Genomic DNA, 18,642 nt, shown 5'->3' with positions numbered 1-18,642 from the left:
TCACGACGCGGCAGGTGCCGGCGCCGACGCGGGCGCGCCGCCGATCGCCGCGTGCAGGGCTTCCATCGCCGGCAGCGCGCGGGCGATGGCGCGTCGCTCCTCGGCCGTGAGCCGACGCAGGGCGCCCACGAGCACGCCCTCGGCGGAGCGGTCGAAGGCGCGGAGCAGATCCCGCGCGCGATCCGTGAGCCCCACCTCGGTGCTGCGGCCGTCGCCCTTCACGAGCCGCCGGTCGACGAGGCCGTCGCGCTCCATGGCGAGCACCAGGTTGCTGACGGTGGAGCGCGCGAGCCCGAGCGCGCGGCCGAGGCCGGTGGGCGTGGCCCAGCCGATCGCCTCGAGCCGGCGGAGGACCTCGACCTGCGCGTCGGGGAGGTCGGGCAGGTCGGCGGCGCTCCGGGAGGCGTTCATGAGGCGGCGGCGGAACGGCCCGAGCTCGGAGCCGAGGCGCCGGGCGACGGCCCGCAGCTCCTGGTCGGACGCGTCGGCTGGCATGCACCGAGGATACCCAGGTAGATGCGCTTGTGACAAACGCATTCCGGTGTCAGGATCGGCGGCATGGACAACATCACCACGAGCGTCGAGCACCCCGTGCCCGCTCAGGACCTCAGCCCCCTCGTCGGACACCGCCTCATCTACACGTACGCCAACGGCTGGCAGTACGAGATGTACGTGAAGAACGCCACGACCATCGACTACCGGATCCACTCCGGGATGGTCGGCGGCCGCTGGGTCAAGGACCAGACGGTCGACCTCGTCGCCCTCGCCGACGGCGTCTTCAAGGTGTCGTGGAACGAGCCCACCGGCACCAGCGTCGTCGTCAACATCATCCCCGCCGCGCGCGTGCTGCACGGCACGATCTTCTTCCCGCGCTGGGTGGAGGAGGACGGCTCCAAGACCGTGCTCTTCCAGAACGACCACCTCGAGCAGATGCGCGCGTTCCGCGACGAGGGCCCCACGTACCCGATCTACGTGGTGCCGGAGTTCGCGCACATCACCCTCGACGAGTTCGTGGGCGCCGACGACGAGACCGTCGTCGACACCGCCCCCGGCGACCTCCCGGCCGGCTTCGCCGACCGGCGGAACTGATGGCAGCGGCCGGAGCGCCGCGCGTCACCCCGCTCGCCCTCGACCACGGAGGGCACACGATCCGCGGCTGGGAGCACGGCACCGTGCGTCCCGGCGCGCCCGCCGCGCTGCTCGTGCACGGCTTCGGCGACTCGGGCACCGGCGGCCACGGCCTCTGGGTCCCCGTCGCCCGGGCGCTGGCCGCGTCCGGCACGGCGGCGCGCGCCTACGACCGGCTCGGGCACGGCGTGAGCGACGGCGACTTCGCCGACGTGCGCCTGCTCGACGAGGTCGACCAGGTGACCGCCATGATCCGCGCCCTCGCCGAGGACGTGGACGGGCCCGTGCACGTGGTCGCCCACAGCCTCGGCGGCGTCGAGTCCGCGCTGGCCGCGGCCCGCGTCCCGGAGCTCGTCGCGAGCCTCACGCTGTGGTCGCCGGCCGGCGTGGTCGTCGACGACATCACGGCGAACGACCGCGTGATGAGCGTGCCGCTGGCCGCGGCCCGCGAGCGCGGCGTCGTCGACGTCCAGGGCATGGGCCTCGGCCTGGGCTTCCCGGACGAGGTGCTCGCGGGCGTCGACGTCTACGGCCCGGTGTCCGGCTATCCGGGCCCGGTCGACGTGGTGCACGGCACGGCCGACGAGGTCGTGCCCGCCGCGTACGGCGCCCGGTACGGCGAGCTGATGCCGGACGCGACCTTCACGGCCGTGGAGGGCGCGGATCACGGCTGGTCGTCGGTGGACCTCCGCCGGATGCTCATCGAGCGACTGCTCGCGCACGTGGCGCGGGCGTCGGGGCAGGCCCGCCCGGCATCGGCCTGACGCGCCCGGCGCGCATCGGGGAGGATGGGGGCGTGCTCGCACCCCTCCTCCTCCCCGTCCCCCTCCCGGCTCGCGTGGACGGGGTCACCCTCCGCCGCGCGACGGCCGCCGACCTCGCGCCCGTCATGGACCTGATGGCCGACGACCCGGTGGGCGCCGCGCGGGGCGACCGGGCGGATCCCTCCGATGCCGACCTCTACCGCGCGGCGCTCGACCGCATCGTCGCCGACCCCGCGAACGACCTGCTGGTCGCGACCGACGCGGAGGGCGCCCTCGTCGGCACGCTGCAGCTCACCCTGATCCCGGGCATGTCCCGCCGCGGCAGCTCCCGCCTCCAGGTCGAGTCCGTGCACGTGCGGAGCGACCTGCGCTCCTCCGGCATCGGCGGCGCGATGATGCGCTGGGTCGCGGACGTCGCCGCGCCCGCCCTCGGCGCGACCCTCGTGCAGCTCACCTCCGACGCGGTGCGCGTCGACGCGCACCGCTTCTACGAGCGGCTCGGGTACGCCCGGTCGCACCTGGGCTTCAAGCTGCGGATCCCGCCGGCGGGCTGACCGCCTCAGCCCTCCACGCGCACGCGGAAGTGCCGCGCGAACACGGGGCCGAGCGCCATGAGCTGGGTCGAGTCGAGCACGGCGCCGCGGAGTCCGCTGCCATCGGCGCGACCATCGACGGACCCTCAGTCCGTGAGCGCGCACCCTACCGTGGAGGACGCGACACCCGAAGACCCGCAGGACGGCCTGCGCCTCCTCCTGATCGGCCCCTACCGTGGGAGTCCCGAGCGCGCGCTGCGCTGTGGATTCGGCGGCGGACAGGAGGAAACGTGGAAGGACATCGATCGCTGGACATCCTCGTCGTGCACGACGAGCAGTTGATCCGATCGGGCATCGCGCAGGTGCTCTCGGACAGCGGCGACCTGCGGGTCGAGTGCGCACGGGGTGTCGACGCCATTCCTCGGATCAAGCACCGTGACTCGGACGTCGTGCTCCTCGGCGCTCGGCACCTCCCAGATCCCCACTTCGCAGAGGTCATCCGGCACTGCTCGCGGTCAGATCCACGTCCCGTGTCAGTCATCGCCGAGAGCGACGCCATCGGCTTGGCACGCCAGGGGGTCGAGATGGGAGCATCGGGAGCCCTGTCACTGGACATGGACCCCGAGAGCCTGAGAGCTCACGTCCGATCGCTCGCAGCAGGAGCCGTCGTGCTGGCGTGGGGCCGGTCCAGCCGGAGCCTGCTCCCGGACGCCTCGCGGACTCGTGCCTCCGCCGCGTTGCATTCGCTGAACCCGATCCAGCTGCAGATGCTCAAGGTGATGGCCGAAGGGGCGACCAACTCCGACATCTCCCGGGATCTCCGCGTACCTCTCGGCACGGTGAAGGACTCGGTCAGCGTGATCCTGCGCACCTTGGGTGTGACCACGCGCGTCGAAGCGGTCGCGGTCGCCGCTCGCGCGGGTCTGCCCTTCGCGGCCTGAGTGACGAGCGCCCGAGTGGCCGCTCCGGTCAGGCCTTCGGCGACTCGGAGCCGAACACCTTCAGCAGCCGGAGCCCGGCGGCGAAGACGATGGTGGCCACCACGAAGCCCGTGAACCTCACTCCCGGCTCGTCGGGGAGAAGCGCCATTGCGAAGAGGAGCACAGCTGCCAGGGCGACGGTCTTGATGAGGCTCCGCACGCGCATTCCCCCGGTTCCCGGTCAGACGAAGAGTGAACCTATGCACCCGAAGGCGCCGGCGGCGATGAGCCTAGCAGCGAGCACTTGCGCGTTCCCCTTGCTGAGGTAGTTGTCGACCAGGAGCGCGCCGACCGCTACACCAGCCCCGCGATAGCACTTGAGCTCCTCCTCGCTCGGGCGCTGCGCGACCACGCGGGTCTCGACGCAGTCCCGATACGCCTGGCTGTCTTGCGGCAAGCTGGCGCACAGGTCGCTGATGCTGTCGATCGCGCGGGCCGGTGCGGCGGGCAGAGCCGTGAGCGAGACGCCACCCGCCAACGCGACGGCGAGTAGGAGGGCGACGGGCCGAGATGCTGAGCGTGTCGTCGTGTTCATGGGGCGATCGTGCTCGGGAGGCCATGACCTGCGCATGCCCCCGCGGGACGATCCGTCATCCACGTGGCTGGACAAACCAGCCGCCCGGCGGGCCGCATGACCGCCTCAGTCCTCCACGCGCACGCGGAAGTGCCGCGCGAACACGGGGCCGAGCGCCATGAGCTGGGTCGAGTCGAGCACGGCGCCGCGGAGGCCGTCGGGGGTGTCGAGGTCGTGGATCTCGGCGCCGCGGAGGTCGAGGTGCGTGAGCGACGAGTCGGCGAGGTCGAGCGTGCCGATGGTGGTGCGCGCGAACGCGACGCGCATGCCGGACGTGCCGCGGAGGTCCAGCTCCTCGATGGCGCAGTCGGTGAGGAGCAGGTCGGTGATCTTGGAGCCGCGCAGGTTCACGAAGCCGAGGCGGCAGTCCGCGATGTGCACCGAGGAGAGGGACGCGTCGTAGAGCTCGGCCGATCCGACGCGCGAGCCCTCGAGGCGCACGTCGCGCATCCGGATGCGCGGCGCCTTCAGCACGGGCGCGTCGAGCCGGGAGGCGAGCACGTCCACGAGGCTCGCGGCCGTGAGGTCGGCCTCGTGCAGGCGGATGCGCTCGAGCACGCACTCCTCGAACCCGATGTCGACGAGGTCGGCGTCGCTCAGGTCGGCGTCGGCGAAGCGCAGGCGCTCGAAGGACGCGTGCGCGTCGAGGTCGGACGGGTCGCCGTCGGCGAGGCCGCCCAACCGCGGGTCGCTGATCCGGGGCGGGAGGATGCGGGTCGATGCGGCCATGCGGTGCCTCCGGGGGCGGGTCGATTCGGGTGCGGGCGCGCCGTCGGCGGGCCTCGCCCCACGGTACGGGAGACCCCCGCGATCGCCCCTTGACGCCATTTCCCCAGCCGCAGGATCATCGGTGCATGGTCGCTGTCGAGCACTTCGAGATCCCCGCCGACGACATGGCGCGGACGTGCCGCACCCCACCATCGTGATCACGGTCGGCTCCATCGAGGAGACGGTCGCGCAGGTCGAGGCGCACGGCGGATCCGTGCTGGGCGCCATCCAGATGCTCGACGAGCGCGACCGCTGGGCCTACGTGCGGGACAGCGAGGGCAACGCGATCGGCCTGTTCGACCACGGGCCGGGCACGGCGGACGGCGACGCGACGGACGCGACCTCCGACTAGCGGAGGTCGCGGCCCGACGCCGCGCTACGCGTTGTCGTCGCCGGTGTCGATCGCCGTCTGCCGCGACGGATCCGCGAACGGCAGCCCCTCCGCACCCGACACGTCGGCCATGTCCTCGCCGAACTGCCGCGTGTGCACACGGTGCGCGATCCGCTCGTCGTCCATCCGCTGCGACAGCGCCGCGTAGGTGGTCTCGAGGTGCGGCACGCGGCGGATCACGTCCATCACGAGCCGGAACCGGTCGAGGTCGTTGAGCATCAGCATGTCGAACGGCGTGGTCGTGCCGCCCTGCTCCACGAAGCCGCGCACGTGGATGTTCGCGTGGTTCGCGCGCTTGTACGTGAGGCGGTGGATGAGCGACGGGTAGCCGTGGAACGCGAACACCACGGGCTTGTCGCGCGTGAACAGCGCGTCGAACGAGCCGTCGTCGAGGCCGTGCGGGTGCTGCGTGGAGTCCTGCAGCCGCATCAGGTCGACCACGTTGATGAACCGCACGCGCAGCTGCGGGATCTCCCGCTTGAGGATCTGCACGGCCGCCATCGCCTCCACCGTCGGGATGTCGCCCGCGCACGCGACGACCACGTCGGGCTCGAGCCCCGGCACCTCGGTGCCCGCCCACTCCCAGACGCCCACGCCGCGCTCGCCGTGCGCCCGCGCCTCCTCGAGCGAGAGCAGCGTCGCGGTCGGCTGCTTGCCCGCGATCACGACGTTGATGAGGTCGGTGCCGCGGAGGCAGTGGTCCATGGTCACGAGCAGCGAGTTCGCGTCGAACGGCAGGTAGACGCGCACGATGGACGCCCGCTTGTTCACGACGTGGTCGAGGAAGCCGGGGTCCTGGTGCGAGAAGCCGTTGTGGTCCTGCCGCCACACGTGCGAGGAGAGCAGGTACGTGAACGACGCCACCGGCCGCCGCCACTCCACCTTCGAGCTCGACTCGAGCCACTTCGCGTACTGGTTGAACATCGAGTCGACCACGTGGATGAACGCCTCGTACGAGGTGAAGAGCCCGTGCCGGCCGGTGAGGAGGTACGCCTCCAGCAGCCCCTGCGTGAGGTTCTCGTTGAGGATCTCGATGACCCGGCCCTGGTGCGCGAGGTGCTCGTCGACCGGCAGCACCTCGCCCTGCCACGCCTTCGCCGTCACCTCGTACACGTCGTCGAGCCGGTTGCTGGCGGTCTCGTCGGGGCCGAAGATCCGGAAGTCGAGCGGGTTGCGGGCGATCACGTCGCGGAGCCAGCCGCCGAGCACGCGCGTCGGCTCGGCGAGCGCGCCGCGACCCTCGCTGAGGTCGACGGCGTTGACCTCGAGCGGCGGCAGCGCGAGGTCGCGGCGCAGCAGGCCGCCGTTCGCGTGCGGGTTCGCGCTCATCCGCCGGTCGCCCTCGGGCCGGTTCGGCTGGAGCGCGGGCGTCGGCCGGCCGTCGCGGTCGAAGAGCTCGTGCGGGCGGTAGCTCTCCAGCCACTCCTGGAGCTGGCGGAGGTGGTCGTCGTCGTCGCGCACGCCGGAGAGCGGCACCTGGTGCGCGCGCCACGTGCCCTCGACCTGCTCGCCGTCGACCTCCTTCGGCCCGGTCCAGCCCTTGGGCGTGCGGAGGATGAGCATCGGCCACGCCGGGCGCTCCTCGCTGCCGCCCGTGCGGGCCGCGAGCTGGATCCGGCTGATGTCGTCGAGCGCCTCGCCGAGCGCGAGCGCGAACCGCTCGTGCACCGCGAAGTGGTCCTCGCCGTCGAAGCCGCCCGAGACGATCCGCGGGGAGTAGCCGTAACCGGTGAAGAGCGCCAGCAGCTCCTCCTCGGGGATGCGCGCGAGCACCGCGGGGTTCGCGATCTTCCAGCCGTTGAGGTTGAGGATCGGCAGCACCGCGCCGTCCGACTCCGGGTCGAGGAACTTGTTCAGGTGCCAGCTGGAGGCGAGCGTCGCGGTCTCCGCCTCGCCGTCGCCGATCACGCAGGCGACCACGAGGTCCGGATCGTCGAGCGCCGCGCCGTACGCGTGCACGAGCGAGTAGCCGAGCTCGCCGCCCTCGTTGATGGACCCGGGCGTCTCCGGCGCCGCGTGCGACGGCACCCCGCCGGGGAACGAGAACTGGCGGAACAGGTGCCGCATGCCGGCCCGGTCCGGCGTCGCGGCCGAGAACAGCTCCGAGTACGTGCCGTCGAGGTACGCGTTCGCGACCATCCCGGGGCCGCCGTGGCCGGGACCGGCGATGTAGATCATGTCGAGATCGCGCTCGATGATCACGCGGTTGAGGTGCGCGTAGACGAAGTTGAGGAGCGGCGTCGTGCCCCAGTGGCCGAGGAGGCGCGGCTTGATGTCGTCGCGCGTGAGCGGACGCTCGAGCAGCGGGTCGTCGAGCAGGTAGATCTGGCCGACGGAGAGGTAGTTGGCGGCGCGCCACCAGCCGTCCACGACGTCGAGGTAGAGGGGCGCGGCGGGGTCTCGGGGTGCGGTGTCGGAGGCCATGCATCAGCCTACGGCGGTGGTCCGCCGGTGACCCGGGTGAGGCGGATCCGATCAGCGGGCACGCAGGGGCGGGCGGTGGTCCGTCGGTCCGTCAGCCGAGGCAGGCGCGGTCGTCGAGCGGCGTGGCCGTGGTGCGGGCGACCACCATCTCCTCGCCCGCGAGGATCTCCGAGTTCCCCGCGTTCGCCGCCTGCAGGTCGGCGACGCAGAGGCCGAAGCGGGCGGCGACGCCGGTCATCGTGTCGCCGGGTGCGGGCGTGTAGTAGGTCAGCCCGCCCACCACGGAGGCGATCTCGCCCTGCGCCTGGGAGCGCGGGCCGCCGTCGGTCGGCACGACGGGCTCGGGTGCCTCGGGTGTGCGCGTCGCCGGGAATGCGTCGGCGCTCGCCGACACGGTCGCGGCCGGCGCCGGTGCGTCATCCGTGGACGTGCACCCGCCGAGGGCGATCGCCGCCGCCGCGAGGAGGGCGGCGGCGAGGAGCGGACGATGCGTCATGATCGCGAGGCTAGCGGTCGCGGGGGCGCCGGTCACCGCACGCAGACCGACTCGGCCGAGAGGTGGAGGCCGTCGGAGGCGCCGCGGATGCTCGCCGAGGCGACCCCGTCGGCGCGCCCGTCGCCCGCCGTCCAGTAGTCGCGGCCCATCGCGCGGCCGGCGGGGACGAACCCGGCGTCCGTCCACGACCTCGTGATCGCGTCGAACGGGGGCTGCGGCTCGTCCATCGCGGTGAAGATCGGGATGAGCACGCTGCCGGTCGCCTGCGTCCCCGCGGCGCCGTCCTCGCACTGCGTCGCGACCGTGGTCACCTCGGCGGGCACGCCCGTGGTGGCGGCCGCGGCCTCGAGGAAGGCGCGCACCCCCGCCTCCTGTTCGCTGACGTCGACGAGGTCGTACGGCGGCGCGGGCGTCGCCGGGGCGGCCGGGGTCGAGGTCACGTACGGGTCCGGGAGGTCGTCGGGCTCGGGCGACCCGAGCGGGAGGCCGAGCCAGCCCGTGAGATCCGCGCTCGGGCCCGTGTCCCGGCCCGCGGAGTACGGGGCGCGCACCAGGAAGTCCAGCCTCGGCGCCGCGCCCGCGTCCGCCGCCTCGTCGGGCGTCGCGGCGAGCACCGCGGCCACGCCCGCGGGATCCTCGGACTCCACGAATACCCCGCCGCGGCTCGCCGCAGACCCCAGCGTCGCGGACAGCTCGGAGACGTCCGGCCGCGCGTCGATCCGATCCAGCAGATCGAGGACGCCAGGCGCGGGTGCGGTGGCCGAGACGTCGGCGCTCGTCGTGCCGCGCCGGATCCGCATCTCGCCCGGGCCGAGGGACGGCCAGAGGAGGTCCGCCGCCGCCCGCATCGTCGTGCCCTCCCGGAGCTCGACGTACGGGTGGCCGCCCGTGACGTCCACGGAGGCGACGACCGGGATCCGTCGCCACACCTCCGCGAGGTCGACGGACACCGGATCCCGCGGGTCGAGCGTGACGGGCGCCTTCCCGTCCCCCGCGGGCAGCGCGAGCGACAGCACCAGATCCGCCCCCGTGATCCCGTCGGCGAGGGCGGCGCGGACGGCGACGGCGACGGCCGGATCCGGGGTGTCGGCGGTCGCGTCGACCTCCGCGGTCCACTCGTCCGTCACGAACCCCTCGCCGCCCGGGATCAGGCGCGTCGTCACATTCGCGATCCCGTCGACGGCGGCCAGCCGCACGCGCAGCTCCTCCATGGACGACACCGCGGCCTCGGGCGGATCCGGGTACAGCCACGAGCACCCGCTCAGCGCCGAGGCGAGGATCAGGACCGCCGCGAGCGCGGATGCCGTCCGCCGCCGTGCCCGCATCCTCATCCCCATGCCCTCACCGTACGGAGCGCGGTCGCGCGCCGGCATCCGCCGGAGGCGCCACCGGCATGCCCCGGGAGGATGGCGCGCGCCGACGAGCGCAGGGAACGGCCGAGGAGCGGCGGCGATTCTCCCCAGCCCCGGGCACGGCGTGCCCGCTGAGGAGGATCCGCCCGCCCGTCGCCCGCATCCCCCTATGGTCTCCCCGATCCGACCGGATGGACCGCGCGGACGCCTGAGATGCCCGGAGGCACCATGACCCCCCTGCTCCCCCGACGCCGCACCCGCTCCACCGCCATCACCAGCGCCTTCATCCTGGCGTTCTCCTGCGCCGTGGCGCTGGCCGGCCCCGTCACCGCCCACGCCGCGGGCGGCGGGACCGTCAACGAGATCACCGTCCCCCGCAACGACGTCTCCGGCTTCGGCGGCGGCACGATCTTCGCCCCGAAGGTGGACGCCGGCACGAAGCTCGGCGCCGTCGTCGTCACGCCGGGCTACAGCGACACGCAGGCCGACATGCGCTGGTACGGCACCGACCTCGCCGCCGCCGGCTTCGTGGTCTTCACCATCGACACGAACGACACGCAGGATCCGCCGCAGGCCCGCGCGAACGAGATGCTCGCCGCCGCCGACTACCTCACCGGCTCCAGCGCCGTCGCCGACGAGGTCGACCCCGCCCGCGTCGCCGAGCTCGGCTACTCCATGGCGGGCGGCGGCGTGCTCGCCGCGGCCGAGGCCCGCCACACGCTGAAGGCCGTGATCGCCCTGATGCCCTTCGACGTGCGCGTCAACTACACGAAGGTCACCACGCCGTCCCTCATCATCACCGGCCAGTCCGACCACGTGGCATTCCCGTTCCTCATGGGCAAGCGCATGTACCGGTCACTCCCGGGCGCCACGCCCAAGCAGTACCTCGAGCTCCGGGGAGTCGGGCACGCCGGCGGCGAGCGGACCCCGAACGACACCATCCGCACGGCCGTCACGACGTTCCTCGACCGCTACCTGAACGACGACGAGTCGGCGGCCGCGAACATCTGCCCGGCACCCGCGGCCACCGGCCCGATCAGCGCGTCGATGAGCTACTGCGGCTGACACGCCCCGCTCGCTCGCGCGCTACGACGGCGCCGCCTCCGCGAGGAGACGGCGCCGTCGTCATGCCCGGAAGGGCGGGTCAGGCCGTCTTCGTCGGCCCGTAGAACGCCTCGATGTCGGCGAGCTCGCGCTCGGCCGTCTCCTGGATCAGCGCCATCAGGTCCTTGTCGAGGCCCGGCGCGAACTGCTCGAGCCGCTCGGGCGCGATGGTCGACGGGACGCCCGCGGGCGCCTGCTCGGTGGCGGTGAGGTCGGTGCCGTCGTTCGAGGGTGATGCGCCCTGGAAGATCCGGCCGGCCTCGCTCTTGCCGTCGAGGTCGAAGCTGTACTGCTTGCTCTGGAGCCCCAGGTCGACCAGCTTCTTGACCTCGGGGAACTGCTCCGCGTTGGTCTTCGGGATCGGCAGCAGCTTGCCCCAGTCGACGCCGAGGGTCTCGAGCGCCTTCGCGTACGCGTTCTCGTGCGCCTGGTCGCGCACGATGAGGTACGCGACGGTGGCACGGGCGACGGGGTTGTCGGTCATCTCGTAGATGCGGCACTTCTGCAGGCGGCCGGTCGACTCGAGCATGACGTTGTAGAGCAGGTCGAGCGGGAGGTTGCCCGAGTTGTAGACGTAGCTGCCGCTCCACGGGTTGCCGGCGGAGTCGACGGGCAGCGCGCCCTGGGCGCCCACGAGGTGGTGGTGGATGTTGCCGTGGTCGAGCGCGATGCTCAGCGGCGTCGCGCCGCCCTGGCCCGGGGTGTCGAGCGGGTCGGTGAGCTTGCCGCTGTACTCGGGCGCGCCGTCGAGCAGGCGCGAGATGGTCGTGCCGATGAGCTCGACGTGGCTGATCTCCTCGGTGCCGACGCCCTGGATCAGGTCGCGGTACGGCTTCGCCGCCGCCCCGCGGAAGTTCATGGCCTGGAAGAGGTACTGCATCATCGTGCGCATCTCGCCGAACTGGCCGCCGAGGCCCTCCTGCAGCGCGTTGGCGGCGGCGGGGTCGGGCTCGCCGTCGGCGATCTCGTTGATCCAGGTCTGTGCGTGGAAGTACATAGGGGCTCCTATTTCTTCGTGCGGTGGAATCACCGTCCCCTTCACCCTGCTCCGGGCGTCGAGGAGCGACCGGCAGCACGGAGGTTGTTCCCAGGGCCGGACGGGCGAGGCCGATGGAGGGTGCCGACGGACGTCGCGCCCGGGGCCGGGCGGATCCGCCCTCGGGTGGGACGTGCGGAGCAGCAGGCGAATCAACCGGCCCGCGATCCGGCCGCCGGGCTTGCTGATGACGCGGCGTCATGTGATCCAGTGGGATCACACCCCGACGACGAGGAAGGCCCCTCCATGCATCCGTCCCTCATCCCGCCCCGCTCCGTGCTGATCGGCGACGCCGCCGCGTTCGCCGGCACCACCCCGCGGGCGATCCGCCACTACCACCGCATCGGCCTGCTGCCGGAGCCCGAGCGCGGCACCGACGACCGCCGGCGCTACGGGCATGACGACATGATGCGGCTGCTGTGGATCCTGCGGACCGTCGACGCCGGGATCGCCCTGGGCGACATCCGCGAGGCGTTCGCCGACGCGGGTCCCGACGCGGCCGGCACGGTGCCCGGCGTCGAGGACGCGGAGGCCCACCCCGACGTGGACGGGATCCTGGAGCGGCTGGACGCCTCGCTCGCCGAGCGCGAGGCGGAGATCGGCCGACAGCGCCTCGCCGTGCAGCGCATGCGCGCCCGCGGCAGCCGGCTCGGGCTCCTCTCCGACTTCGTCGCGCGGCGGCTCGACGGCCTGCCCGCCGGATCCGTGCGCCCGGCCGACCTCGACGCCCTCCTGGTGATGGAGCGCATGTACGGTCCGCTGGGCGCGGCCGTGCACGCCTCGCGGGCGATCGCCCTCGCCACCCGCCCGGAGCTGCGCGCGCAGGCCGACCGGGTCGACGCTGCCGAGGAGGCGCTCGACGACGCGGTCGCGGTGGACGATCCCCGCGTCGCCCAGGTCGCCGCCGAGCGGCACGCGTTCGAGCGCGCGCTGGACGCGGCCATCCGCGAGTCGGGCCAGCACGAGGACGACGAGGCCCTCTTCGCCGAGTGGGAGCGGCTGCACCCCGACGGCTCCGACGGCAGCGAGGACGAGCCCGGCGCCGGTCCCTCGCGCGGGCACGGCTCCCTGACCGCGGCGCAGGCCCTCACGCGGATGCCCTACGACCTGTCCCCCGCCCGCCTCCGCTGCATGGAGCTGGTCGTCGAGCTGAGCATGCCCGACTGGGCCGACGCGTAGGGGCCGAGCGCGCGGCGCGCGTGGTCGGCGCCGTCGACCCGGGAGGAGGATGGCCCCACCCGCCATCCGCCCGCACGTGAGGAGCGACCATGACCGCCCCGATCCCCCTGCACGTCACCGACGCCGACCTCGACGACCTCCGCGACCGGATCCGCCGCACGCGCTGGACACCGGAGTGGCCGGTCGAGCCGTGGGAGGCCGGCACCGACCAGGCCCTGCTGCGCCGCCTCGCGGGCGTCTGGGCCGACGGCTTCGACTGGCGGGCGCGAGAGCGGGAGATCCGGGCGCTGCCGTGGGCGGTCGCCGACCTCGACGGCACGCCGATCTCCTACCTCCGCTTCGACGCGGAGCGGCCCGGCGGGATCCCGGTGCTCCTCACCAACGGCTGGCCGAGCTCCGCGCTCGAGCTGGTGCCGCTCGCCGAGCGACTGTCGCAGCCGTCCCGCTCCGGCGGCGACGCAGACGACGCCGTCACCGTGATCGTCCCCGCGCTCCCCGGCTTCCCGTTCTCGCCGGCCCGGCCGCGGATCGACGAGCCGACGCACGAGCTCTGGCACCGGCTGATGACGGAGGAGCTGGGCTTCGCGCGGTACGCGGCGCACGGCGGCGACCTCGGCGCGGGGATCACGTCGCGGCTGGCGGAGGCGCACCCGGAGGCGGTGGCGGGGATCCACCTGATGGCGGTCGCCGCGCCCGCGGACCTCGACGAGGCGACGCTCACGGAGGAGGAGCGCGCGTACCAGGACGAGGTGCGCGCGTGGGAGTCGACCGAGGGCGGCTACGAGCACCAGCAGCAGACACGTCCGCTGACGCTCGCGCCCGCGCTGCAGGACTCGCCCGTCGGGTTGCTGTCGTGGATCCTCGAGAAGCACCGCGCCTGGAGCGACTGCGGCGGCGACGTCTCCACGCGCTTCAGCGACGACCACCTGCTGACGCTCGCGTCGCTCTACTGGTTCACGGGATCCATCGGCGCGTCGCTCCGCCCGTACTTCGCGTACGGCTCCCGACGCACCGCGCCGGTGGAGCGCGTGCGCGTCCCGACCGCGGTCGCGGTGTTCCCGCATGACCTGGTGCACCCGCCGCGGAGCTGGGCCGCGCGCACCTACGACGTCGTCCGCCACACGACCATGCCGCGCGGCGGCCACTTCGCCCCGCACGAGGAGCCGGGGCTGCTGGCGGACGACATCCGCGCGTTCCTGCGGATGCTGCGGTAGGGGCCACCCGCCGCCCGCGTCCTGCGCGTGGGGCAGCTGCTCGCGGAGACCGGATCCCCATTCCCTCGACCGGCGCGACGTTCCTGACGATAGACTTCCCGCGTCAGGATCGGAGCCCCCATGTCCCACGCGCATTCACCGCAGGATCAGCCGATCCCCGCATTGGCCGCCCTGAGCGCCGACCAGCGCCGCGCGCTCGGCGCCTACATCCGCTCGGTCACGACGGATGCGCCGGAGGACTTCGAGCGCTTCATCGCCCGGCAGACCGCCATCTATGCGGAGACCGCCGCCCTGTCCGAGGCCCTGTCCCGGCAGGCCGAGCAGCTCCCGACGGGAGTCGTCAGCAGCCTCAACGACACCGAGCGCTTCTGGCGGAGCATCGAGGCGGAGTTCGGGTTCCTCTCGAGCGTCGACGTATCGGCGGCGCTCGGTGCGCGACCGAACCGCGCCTACGCCAGCGAGTTGCGGACAGCGGGCAGGATCCTCGGACTCCGACGCACGAACAGGTACGTCTACCCGGGCTTCCAGTTCCACGCGGAGGCCATCCGGCCGGTGGTCCCCCGGCTCATCTCGCTCGGACGGGAGAACGGGCTGGAGTCGCGGGACGTGGTGGCCTGGCTCTGCCGCCCGACCACCTACCTCCGCGGGGACGCGCGACGGCCGGTGGACCACCTCGATGACGTCGAGCTGGTCGTCGACGCCGCCGCGCGCGCCTGGGCCGTCGTCTGGTGAGCGTGCCCGCACCGCCGACGCCGTTCACCGCGATCCCCGAGGTCGTCGCTGCCGGGTCGCGCATCCACCGGATCCACTCCGACCGGTTCGGACCGGCGGAGTTCAACCCCGGAGCGGGGGCGCCGACCCGGTTCGCGTTCTTCGGCGACCCGGTCGTCCCGGTGCTGTACGCCGGCGACACCGAGGACGTCGCGATATGCGAGACGATCCTCCACGACGTCCCGCTCTCCGGCGGCGTCGTCGGCGGCCGGGATCTCGCGGGCCGCCGCTGCTCTCGCCTGATCGCGACGCGGGACCTCCGCCTCGCCTCGCTCGTGGGCGGAGGACCCCGAGCGCTCCGCGTCCGTGCGGCCTCGGTCTGCGCGACCGACGCCGCGGACTACCCGCGGACCGTCGCATGGGCGGAGGCATCCCACGCCGCGGGGTTCGACGGGCTGGCCTATCCGTCGCGACAGGCAGCCGGACGACGGGCCATGGTGCTCTTCGGCGACCGCGTGGGCACCCGCGACCTCGAGCCCGACCCGGCCTACCGCTGGTGGTTCGACGACGCCGACGGCTTCGCGCGGCTCTACGAGATGTGCCGCCCGCTCGGCGTCACCGTGCTGCGCCTCGCCTGACGCACTGCTCACGCACGAAGGCGGGACGCCCCGGGATGCGGGGCGCCCGCCGTGGGCGGATCGGCGAGTCAGCGCTTCTTCAGCGCCCCCGTCGACCACAGCGCGACCGCGATGAGCACCGGCTGGAAGAACAGGCGGCGGAAGCGCTTGGCGTCGGTGTCGAGGCCGAACGCGTCGCGCTTGTGGACGTACTGCGCGATGTTGCCCGGGAAGATCGCCGTGAAGAACGCGGCGGCCGCCCAGCCCGCGAGGCCGCGGCGCGAGCGCGCGAACAGCAGGGCCGAGCCGAGCGTGATCTCGCCCACGCCGGATCCGATGACGGTCACGTCCTCGGGTACCGGCAGCGACTTCGGGACCTGCGCGCGGAACTCCTCGCGCGCGACGGTGAGGTGCGAGACGCCGGCGAACGCGAGGAACGAGCCGAGCACCACGCGGGCGGCGGTGCGCGGGAAGGACGTGCGGGTGAGGCCGGCCATCAGTCGTCCGAGACCGTGACGACGACCTCGATGTTGCCGCGGGTCGCGTTCGAGTAGGGGCAGACCTGGTGGGCCTGGTCGGCGAGCTCCTGCGCGAGGTCGTGCTCGACCCCGGGGATGACGACCTCGAGGTGCACGGCGAGCTGGTAGCCGCCCTGCCCGTTGGATCCGATGCTCACGCGGCTGCCCACGCTCGAGTCGGCGATCGAGACCTTGCGGCCGCGCGCGACGCCCTGGAGCGCCGAGTGGAAGCACGCGGCGTAGCCAGCGGCGAAGAGCTGCTCGGGGTTCGCGCCCTCGCCGGATCCGCCCATGGCCTTGGGGATGGAGAGGTCGAGGGCGAGGTCGCTGTCGCTGACGGCGACGCGGCCGTTGCGGCCGGCTCCCGTGGCGAGTGCCTCCGCGGTGTACAGGGCGTCCATGTCGGTTCCTTCCGTTCGTGGCCGCGCGCGGCGGCCGGGATTCTGAGGTGGGTGGTGCGGATCAGGGGGTGCGGGCCGATGCCTCGGCGGGCCGAGTCCACGGCTGCGCGAGCGCCTCGGTCGTGGTCTCCTGCATGCCCGCGGTGAGCAGGTGCAGGGTGGCGAGCAGCTGACGGGCGCGCTCGAGGTCGAGGCCCATGCCGCGGATGATCGCCGCGGGCACGTGCGCGAGATCGACCCGCACGGTGCGCCCGCGCTCGGCGAGCGACACCGTGACGACGCGCTGGTCGGCGGAGATCCGGCGGCGGACGATGAAGCCGGCCTCCTCCATCCGCGCGAGCAGCGGCGACAGCGTGCCCGAGTCGAGATCGAGCTGCTGCCCGAGCTCGGTGACCGTGCGGTCGTCGCCCGACCACAGCAGCACCAGCACGAGGTACTGCGGGTAGGTGAGGCCCCACGGCGCGAGGAGCGCGCGGTAGGCCTGCGTGGTCGACCGCGACGCCGTGTAGAGCGAGAAGCAGACCAGCTCGTCGGCGATGCGCGCGGGCGGCGCGGTCTCGTCGGCGGGGGCGCAGGAGTCGGTCGGGGTCATGCTCCGACCTTGCCACGAAACTAGGTTGTGCGCAATCCAGTTCGGCCGATGCTCAGGCGAGGGGCCTCGCCGCGTACCCTGGACCGACATGATCACGAGACGAGAGGCCGCGCTGCGGCTGGGCATCCCGCTGGAGATGGCCACGCGCCACGGCATCCCGGGGCGCGTCCCGGAGTCCGAGATCGCCGCGATGGACCAGGATCCGCCCGCCTGGCTCGCGCAGTCCCGCGCCAACGCGACCGGCAAGCGTCCCGTCTGGGTGCAGCTCACGTGCGAGGTGTGCGGCTTCACGGAGGCCGTGCGCCCGAAGAAGTGGTGGCCGGAGTTCAGCTACCTCTCCTGCGAGCGGCACTCCCCCGACGAGCTCCCCGAGCCCGCGCTGGGCCTCGCGCGCCGCGAGGTCGACGGGATCGGCAGCCGGTTCGTGGGCGTGGTGGACGAGCGGCCATAGGGGCGCCATCGGTCCCGAACCGTCGCATGCGACGTTCCGGCCAGCGTGTCCGCCACGACGAGAGGGACCCCGCCGTGCGGCGGGGTCCCTCTCGTGTCGATCGCGAGCTACGCGCTCGTGGCCAGCTTCTTGATCCAGTCCTCGGTCTTCCGGCCGCGCTTCTTGTCGACCACGATCCGGATCCGGGCGGCCGATGCCCGTTCTGCGTCGCTGATGGGGTCGGCCTCACCGGCCTGGATGCGCTTCTCGAGTGCGCTCGGGCTTGGGTTCCTCTGCTCCATCGTCACGGCGGTACCTCCTTCATCCATTGTCAGCGCGTGTGGGGATGGTGTCCACCTCAGGTGGATGGGCGCCGGACGCAGATACCACGCTGCCCCTCCGCTCCTCGTCCAACCGAGACGACGACGTCACGGCGTCGATCATCTCCGCCTCGGTGGTCGTCGCCTCCGCTACGAGCACCTCGATCGCGGCGAGCCCCACTTCACGATCCGCCTCGTCCGACGACATGACGAGGTCGAGAGCCCACTTCGCGCGATCCCACCACTCCTGGCGCTCCGCCGACCGTCGCGACACCCGCGCCGCCACCGTCGCGGCCCCATAGGCGAAGCCGGCTCCGATCAGGGTGAAGATGCCCGCAGCAGGAGGCCCCGTCCAGAAGTCCCGCACGAACGCCTCGTCTACGATGCGGCGCACGAAGAGCCCCACGATCACAGCCGCCAGTGCTCCGCAGGCGCCGGCCACAGCCGCGACCGCACCGAGCCGCTTGATCAACAGCGCCCCTCCCCACCATGTCCCAGCGGCAGACCATATGCCTGACCACCGTCATCGCCGGATCCAGCTGACTGCTGCCCGACTCGCCGCACACGGCAGCGGAGCAGAACCGGGGACGGGCCCCCTCGCCGGTGGACGCATGGCGAGCGTTCTGCCATCACCCTCGGGGCCGGGATGGCCCCACCTCCGTCAGGCCGCGACGACCTCCGCGTACGCCGCCCCGCCCTCGCGCAGCGCCGGGCAGTGCTCCGGCGTCGGGTGCAGGCAGATGTCGATGACGCGGGTGAGCTCCTCGCGGGCGCGCTCGAGCTCGGCGATGGCCGCGGTGATCCGGTCGCGCTCGGAGCGCAGGAGCGCGAGGGACTCGGGCGCCGCGACGCCGCTGTCGACGCTCGGGAGCAGCTGGCGGATCGTGCGGCTCGGGAGGCCCGCGGCGAACAGCTGCTGGATGAGCTGCACGCGCTCCACCGCCGCCTCGGGGTAGACGCGCTGGCCGCTCGTGGTGCGCTCGGCCGGCAGCAGGCCCTGCTCCTCGTAGTACCGAAGCGCCCGGGTGCTCACGCCCGCTCGTCCCGCCACGTCGCCGATCCGCAGCATGCCGCCCTCATCCCTCGTGATCCGTCGGAGACGTCGATCTC

The 18,642-nt window shown here is 73.1% G+C and carries 24 protein-coding genes; 11 read left to right on the top strand and 13 right to left on the bottom strand.

The window, feature by feature from the left end:
- Positions 1–495, bottom strand: coding sequence for a MarR family winged helix-turn-helix transcriptional regulator (locus ACU4ZT_RS02020; RefSeq protein ID WP_063070382.1), 495 nt, complete (start codon positions 493–495; stop codon positions 1–3).
- Positions 496–558: 63 nt separating this feature from the next.
- Here ACU4ZT_RS02020 and ACU4ZT_RS02015 point away from each other — a divergent pair, with 63 nt between their 5' ends.
- From ACU4ZT_RS02015 to ACU4ZT_RS02000, 4 genes are all read left to right on the top strand, one after another.
- Positions 559–1,089: a phenolic acid decarboxylase gene (locus ACU4ZT_RS02015; RefSeq protein WP_063070383.1), complete on the top strand. Its 531-nt coding sequence runs from the start codon at positions 559–561 to the stop codon at positions 1,087–1,089.
- Complete coding sequence (locus tag ACU4ZT_RS02010) at positions 1,089–1,892, top strand: alpha/beta hydrolase (RefSeq protein WP_063070384.1); 804 nt, start codon at positions 1,089–1,091, stop codon at positions 1,890–1,892. The genes ACU4ZT_RS02015 and ACU4ZT_RS02010 overlap by 1 nt, the downstream gene beginning before the upstream one ends.
- Before the next feature lie 32 nt (positions 1,893–1,924).
- A complete protein-coding gene (locus tag ACU4ZT_RS02005) occupies positions 1,925–2,446 on the top strand; it encodes a GNAT family N-acetyltransferase (protein WP_445337764.1) in 522 nt (173 codons plus the stop codon).
- A gap of 269 nt (positions 2,447–2,715) precedes the next feature.
- Positions 2,716–3,366, top strand: coding sequence for a response regulator (locus tag ACU4ZT_RS02000; protein ID WP_445337763.1), 651 nt, complete (start codon positions 2,716–2,718; stop codon positions 3,364–3,366).
- Between the two features lie 220 nt (positions 3,367–3,586).
- On the opposite strand, the gene ACU4ZT_RS01995 is transcribed toward ACU4ZT_RS02000, so the two are convergent.
- Both ACU4ZT_RS01995 and ACU4ZT_RS01990 read right to left on the bottom strand, forming a co-directional pair.
- Entirely contained in the window at positions 3,587–3,940 is a 354-nt protein-coding gene (locus ACU4ZT_RS01995; protein WP_063070387.1) for a hypothetical protein, read from the bottom strand.
- Positions 3,941–4,045: 105 nt separating this feature from the next.
- The gene (locus tag ACU4ZT_RS01990; protein ID WP_063070388.1) at positions 4,046–4,708 is read right to left on the bottom strand and encodes a pentapeptide repeat-containing protein; all 663 of its coding nucleotides are present in this window, start codon (positions 4,706–4,708) and stop codon (positions 4,046–4,048) included.
- Positions 4,709–4,883: 175 nt separating this feature from the next.
- Between ACU4ZT_RS01990 and ACU4ZT_RS01985 the strand changes: the two genes are divergently transcribed.
- Positions 4,884–5,099, top strand: coding sequence for a VOC family protein (locus ACU4ZT_RS01985; protein ID WP_414763651.1), 216 nt, complete (start codon positions 4,884–4,886; stop codon positions 5,097–5,099).
- A 24-nt stretch (positions 5,100–5,123) separates the two neighbouring features.
- Here the strand turns inward: ACU4ZT_RS01985 and ACU4ZT_RS01980 are convergent, their stop codons facing one another.
- The 3 genes from ACU4ZT_RS01980 to ACU4ZT_RS01970 form a co-directional block, all read right to left on the bottom strand.
- Positions 5,124–7,562 carry a phosphoketolase family protein gene (locus ACU4ZT_RS01980; RefSeq protein WP_414763650.1) on the bottom strand — a complete coding sequence of 813 codons (2,439 nt, stop codon included), beginning with the start codon at positions 7,560–7,562 and terminating at the stop codon, positions 5,124–5,126.
- A 91-nt stretch (positions 7,563–7,653) separates the two neighbouring features.
- Positions 7,654–8,058, bottom strand: a complete 405-nt coding sequence (locus ACU4ZT_RS01975) for a LysM peptidoglycan-binding domain-containing protein (protein ID WP_414748481.1) — start codon at positions 8,056–8,058, stop codon at positions 7,654–7,656.
- 32 nt (positions 8,059–8,090) lie between these two features.
- A complete protein-coding gene (locus tag ACU4ZT_RS01970; protein ID WP_445337762.1) occupies positions 8,091–9,395 on the bottom strand; it encodes a hypothetical protein in 1,305 nt (434 codons plus the stop codon).
- A 243-nt stretch (positions 9,396–9,638) separates the two neighbouring features.
- Here ACU4ZT_RS01970 and ACU4ZT_RS01965 point away from each other — a divergent pair, with 243 nt between their 5' ends.
- On the top strand, positions 9,639–10,475 hold the full coding sequence (locus tag ACU4ZT_RS01965) for an alpha/beta hydrolase (protein WP_131798089.1): 837 nt from the start codon (positions 9,639–9,641) through the stop codon (positions 10,473–10,475).
- 79 nt (positions 10,476–10,554) lie between these two features.
- Here ACU4ZT_RS01965 and ACU4ZT_RS01960 read toward each other — a convergent pair whose 3' ends face one another.
- The gene (locus ACU4ZT_RS01960; protein ID WP_445337761.1) at positions 10,555–11,511 is read right to left on the bottom strand and encodes a manganese catalase family protein; all 957 of its coding nucleotides are present in this window, start codon (positions 11,509–11,511) and stop codon (positions 10,555–10,557) included.
- A gap of 285 nt (positions 11,512–11,796) precedes the next feature.
- Here ACU4ZT_RS01960 and ACU4ZT_RS01955 point away from each other — a divergent pair, with 285 nt between their 5' ends.
- The 4 genes from ACU4ZT_RS01955 to ACU4ZT_RS01940 all read left to right on the top strand — a co-directional run bounded on the left by ACU4ZT_RS01955 (position 11,797) and on the right by ACU4ZT_RS01940 (position 15,292).
- Complete coding sequence (locus tag ACU4ZT_RS01955; protein ID WP_445337760.1) at positions 11,797–12,729, top strand: MerR family transcriptional regulator; 933 nt, start codon at positions 11,797–11,799, stop codon at positions 12,727–12,729.
- Positions 12,730–12,818: 89 nt separating this feature from the next.
- Positions 12,819–13,943: an epoxide hydrolase family protein gene (locus ACU4ZT_RS01950; protein ID WP_445337759.1), complete on the top strand. Its 1,125-nt coding sequence runs from the start codon at positions 12,819–12,821 to the stop codon at positions 13,941–13,943.
- A gap of 120 nt (positions 13,944–14,063) precedes the next feature.
- On the top strand, positions 14,064–14,675 hold the full coding sequence (locus ACU4ZT_RS01945; protein ID WP_131798090.1) for a hypothetical protein: 612 nt from the start codon (positions 14,064–14,066) through the stop codon (positions 14,673–14,675).
- A 2-nt stretch (positions 14,676–14,677) separates the two neighbouring features.
- Complete coding sequence (locus ACU4ZT_RS01940; protein WP_414763646.1) at positions 14,678–15,292, top strand: RES family NAD+ phosphorylase; 615 nt, start codon at positions 14,678–14,680, stop codon at positions 15,290–15,292.
- A 68-nt stretch (positions 15,293–15,360) separates the two neighbouring features.
- Here ACU4ZT_RS01940 and ACU4ZT_RS01935 read toward each other — a convergent pair whose 3' ends face one another.
- From ACU4ZT_RS01935 to ACU4ZT_RS01925, 3 genes are all read right to left on the bottom strand, one after another.
- The gene (locus tag ACU4ZT_RS01935) at positions 15,361–15,768 is read right to left on the bottom strand and encodes a DoxX family protein (protein ID WP_445337758.1); all 408 of its coding nucleotides are present in this window, start codon (positions 15,766–15,768) and stop codon (positions 15,361–15,363) included.
- On the bottom strand, positions 15,768–16,190 hold the full coding sequence (locus tag ACU4ZT_RS01930) for an organic hydroperoxide resistance protein (RefSeq protein WP_063070405.1): 423 nt from the start codon (positions 16,188–16,190) through the stop codon (positions 15,768–15,770). Before ACU4ZT_RS01930 ends, ACU4ZT_RS01935 begins: the two co-directional genes overlap by 1 nt.
- A 61-nt stretch (positions 16,191–16,251) precedes the next feature.
- Positions 16,252–16,782, bottom strand: a complete 531-nt coding sequence (locus ACU4ZT_RS01925) for a MarR family winged helix-turn-helix transcriptional regulator (protein ID WP_063070406.1) — start codon at positions 16,780–16,782, stop codon at positions 16,252–16,254.
- Positions 16,783–16,870: 88 nt separating this feature from the next.
- On the opposite strand from ACU4ZT_RS01925, the gene ACU4ZT_RS01920 reads away from it, so the two are divergent.
- The gene (locus ACU4ZT_RS01920; protein WP_063070407.1) at positions 16,871–17,233 is read left to right on the top strand and encodes a hypothetical protein; all 363 of its coding nucleotides are present in this window, start codon (positions 16,871–16,873) and stop codon (positions 17,231–17,233) included.
- Between the two features lie 107 nt (positions 17,234–17,340).
- On the opposite strand, the gene ACU4ZT_RS01915 is transcribed toward ACU4ZT_RS01920, so the two are convergent.
- From ACU4ZT_RS01915 to ACU4ZT_RS01905, 3 genes are all read right to left on the bottom strand, one after another.
- A complete protein-coding gene (locus tag ACU4ZT_RS01915; protein ID WP_254654438.1) occupies positions 17,341–17,520 on the bottom strand; it encodes a hypothetical protein in 180 nt (59 codons plus the stop codon).
- Positions 17,521–17,533: 13 nt separating this feature from the next.
- Positions 17,534–18,004 (bottom strand): hypothetical protein, encoded by a 471-nt coding sequence (locus ACU4ZT_RS01910; protein WP_445337757.1) that lies wholly within the window; start codon positions 18,002–18,004, stop codon positions 17,534–17,536.
- A 189-nt stretch (positions 18,005–18,193) separates the two neighbouring features.
- A complete protein-coding gene (locus ACU4ZT_RS01905; RefSeq protein ID WP_270980608.1) occupies positions 18,194–18,601 on the bottom strand; it encodes a MerR family transcriptional regulator in 408 nt (135 codons plus the stop codon).
- Positions 18,602–18,642: the final 41 nt, after the last annotated feature.

The sequence above is a fragment of the Clavibacter davisi genome (assembly GCF_052751415.1).
Note: the sequence above shows the minus strand (reverse complement) of the source record. Positions and strands in the feature narration are given on the sequence as shown.

What these genes read in the sequence shown, in the direction of transcription:
- ACU4ZT_RS02010 (WP_063070384.1), top strand. Translation starts at nt 1,089, where the DNA reads ATGGCAGCGGCCGGAGCGCCGCGCGTCACCCCGCTCGCCCTCGACCAC.
- ACU4ZT_RS01955 (WP_445337760.1), top strand. Translation starts at nt 11,797, where the DNA reads ATGCATCCGTCCCTCATCCCGCCCCGCTCCGTGCTGATCGGCGACGCC.
- ACU4ZT_RS01920 (WP_063070407.1), top strand. Translation starts at nt 16,871, where the DNA reads ATGATCACGAGACGAGAGGCCGCGCTGCGGCTGGGCATCCCGCTGGAG.
- ACU4ZT_RS02020 (WP_063070382.1), bottom strand. Translation starts at nt 495, where the DNA reads ATGCCAGCCGACGCGTCCGACCAGGAGCTGCGGGCCGTCGCCCGGCGC.
- ACU4ZT_RS01980 (WP_414763650.1), bottom strand. Translation starts at nt 7,562, where the DNA reads ATGGCCTCCGACACCGCACCCCGAGACCCCGCCGCGCCCCTCTACCTC.
- ACU4ZT_RS01950 (WP_445337759.1), top strand. Translation starts at nt 12,819, where the DNA reads ATGACCGCCCCGATCCCCCTGCACGTCACCGACGCCGACCTCGACGAC.
- ACU4ZT_RS02015 (WP_063070383.1), top strand. Translation starts at nt 559, where the DNA reads ATGGACAACATCACCACGAGCGTCGAGCACCCCGTGCCCGCTCAGGAC.
- ACU4ZT_RS01970 (WP_445337762.1), bottom strand. Translation starts at nt 9,395, where the DNA reads ATGGGGATGAGGATGCGGGCACGGCGGCGGACGGCATCCGCGCTCGCG.
- ACU4ZT_RS01945 (WP_131798090.1), top strand. Translation starts at nt 14,064, where the DNA reads ATGTCCCACGCGCATTCACCGCAGGATCAGCCGATCCCCGCATTGGCC.
- ACU4ZT_RS01925 (WP_063070406.1), bottom strand. Translation starts at nt 16,782, where the DNA reads ATGACCCCGACCGACTCCTGCGCCCCCGCCGACGAGACCGCGCCGCCC.
- ACU4ZT_RS01935 (WP_445337758.1), bottom strand. Translation starts at nt 15,768, where the DNA reads ATGGCCGGCCTCACCCGCACGTCCTTCCCGCGCACCGCCGCCCGCGTG.
- ACU4ZT_RS01975 (WP_414748481.1), bottom strand. Translation starts at nt 8,058, where the DNA reads ATGACGCATCGTCCGCTCCTCGCCGCCGCCCTCCTCGCGGCGGCGGCG.
- ACU4ZT_RS01995 (WP_063070387.1), bottom strand. Translation starts at nt 3,940, where the DNA reads ATGAACACGACGACACGCTCAGCATCTCGGCCCGTCGCCCTCCTACTC.
- ACU4ZT_RS01990 (WP_063070388.1), bottom strand. Translation starts at nt 4,708, where the DNA reads ATGGCCGCATCGACCCGCATCCTCCCGCCCCGGATCAGCGACCCGCGG.
- ACU4ZT_RS01960 (WP_445337761.1), bottom strand. Translation starts at nt 11,511, where the DNA reads ATGTACTTCCACGCACAGACCTGGATCAACGAGATCGCCGACGGCGAG.
- ACU4ZT_RS01930 (WP_063070405.1), bottom strand. Translation starts at nt 16,190, where the DNA reads ATGGACGCCCTGTACACCGCGGAGGCACTCGCCACGGGAGCCGGCCGC.
- ACU4ZT_RS01905 (WP_270980608.1), bottom strand. Translation starts at nt 18,601, where the DNA reads ATGCTGCGGATCGGCGACGTGGCGGGACGAGCGGGCGTGAGCACCCGG.
- ACU4ZT_RS01965 (WP_131798089.1), top strand. Translation starts at nt 9,639, where the DNA reads ATGACCCCCCTGCTCCCCCGACGCCGCACCCGCTCCACCGCCATCACC.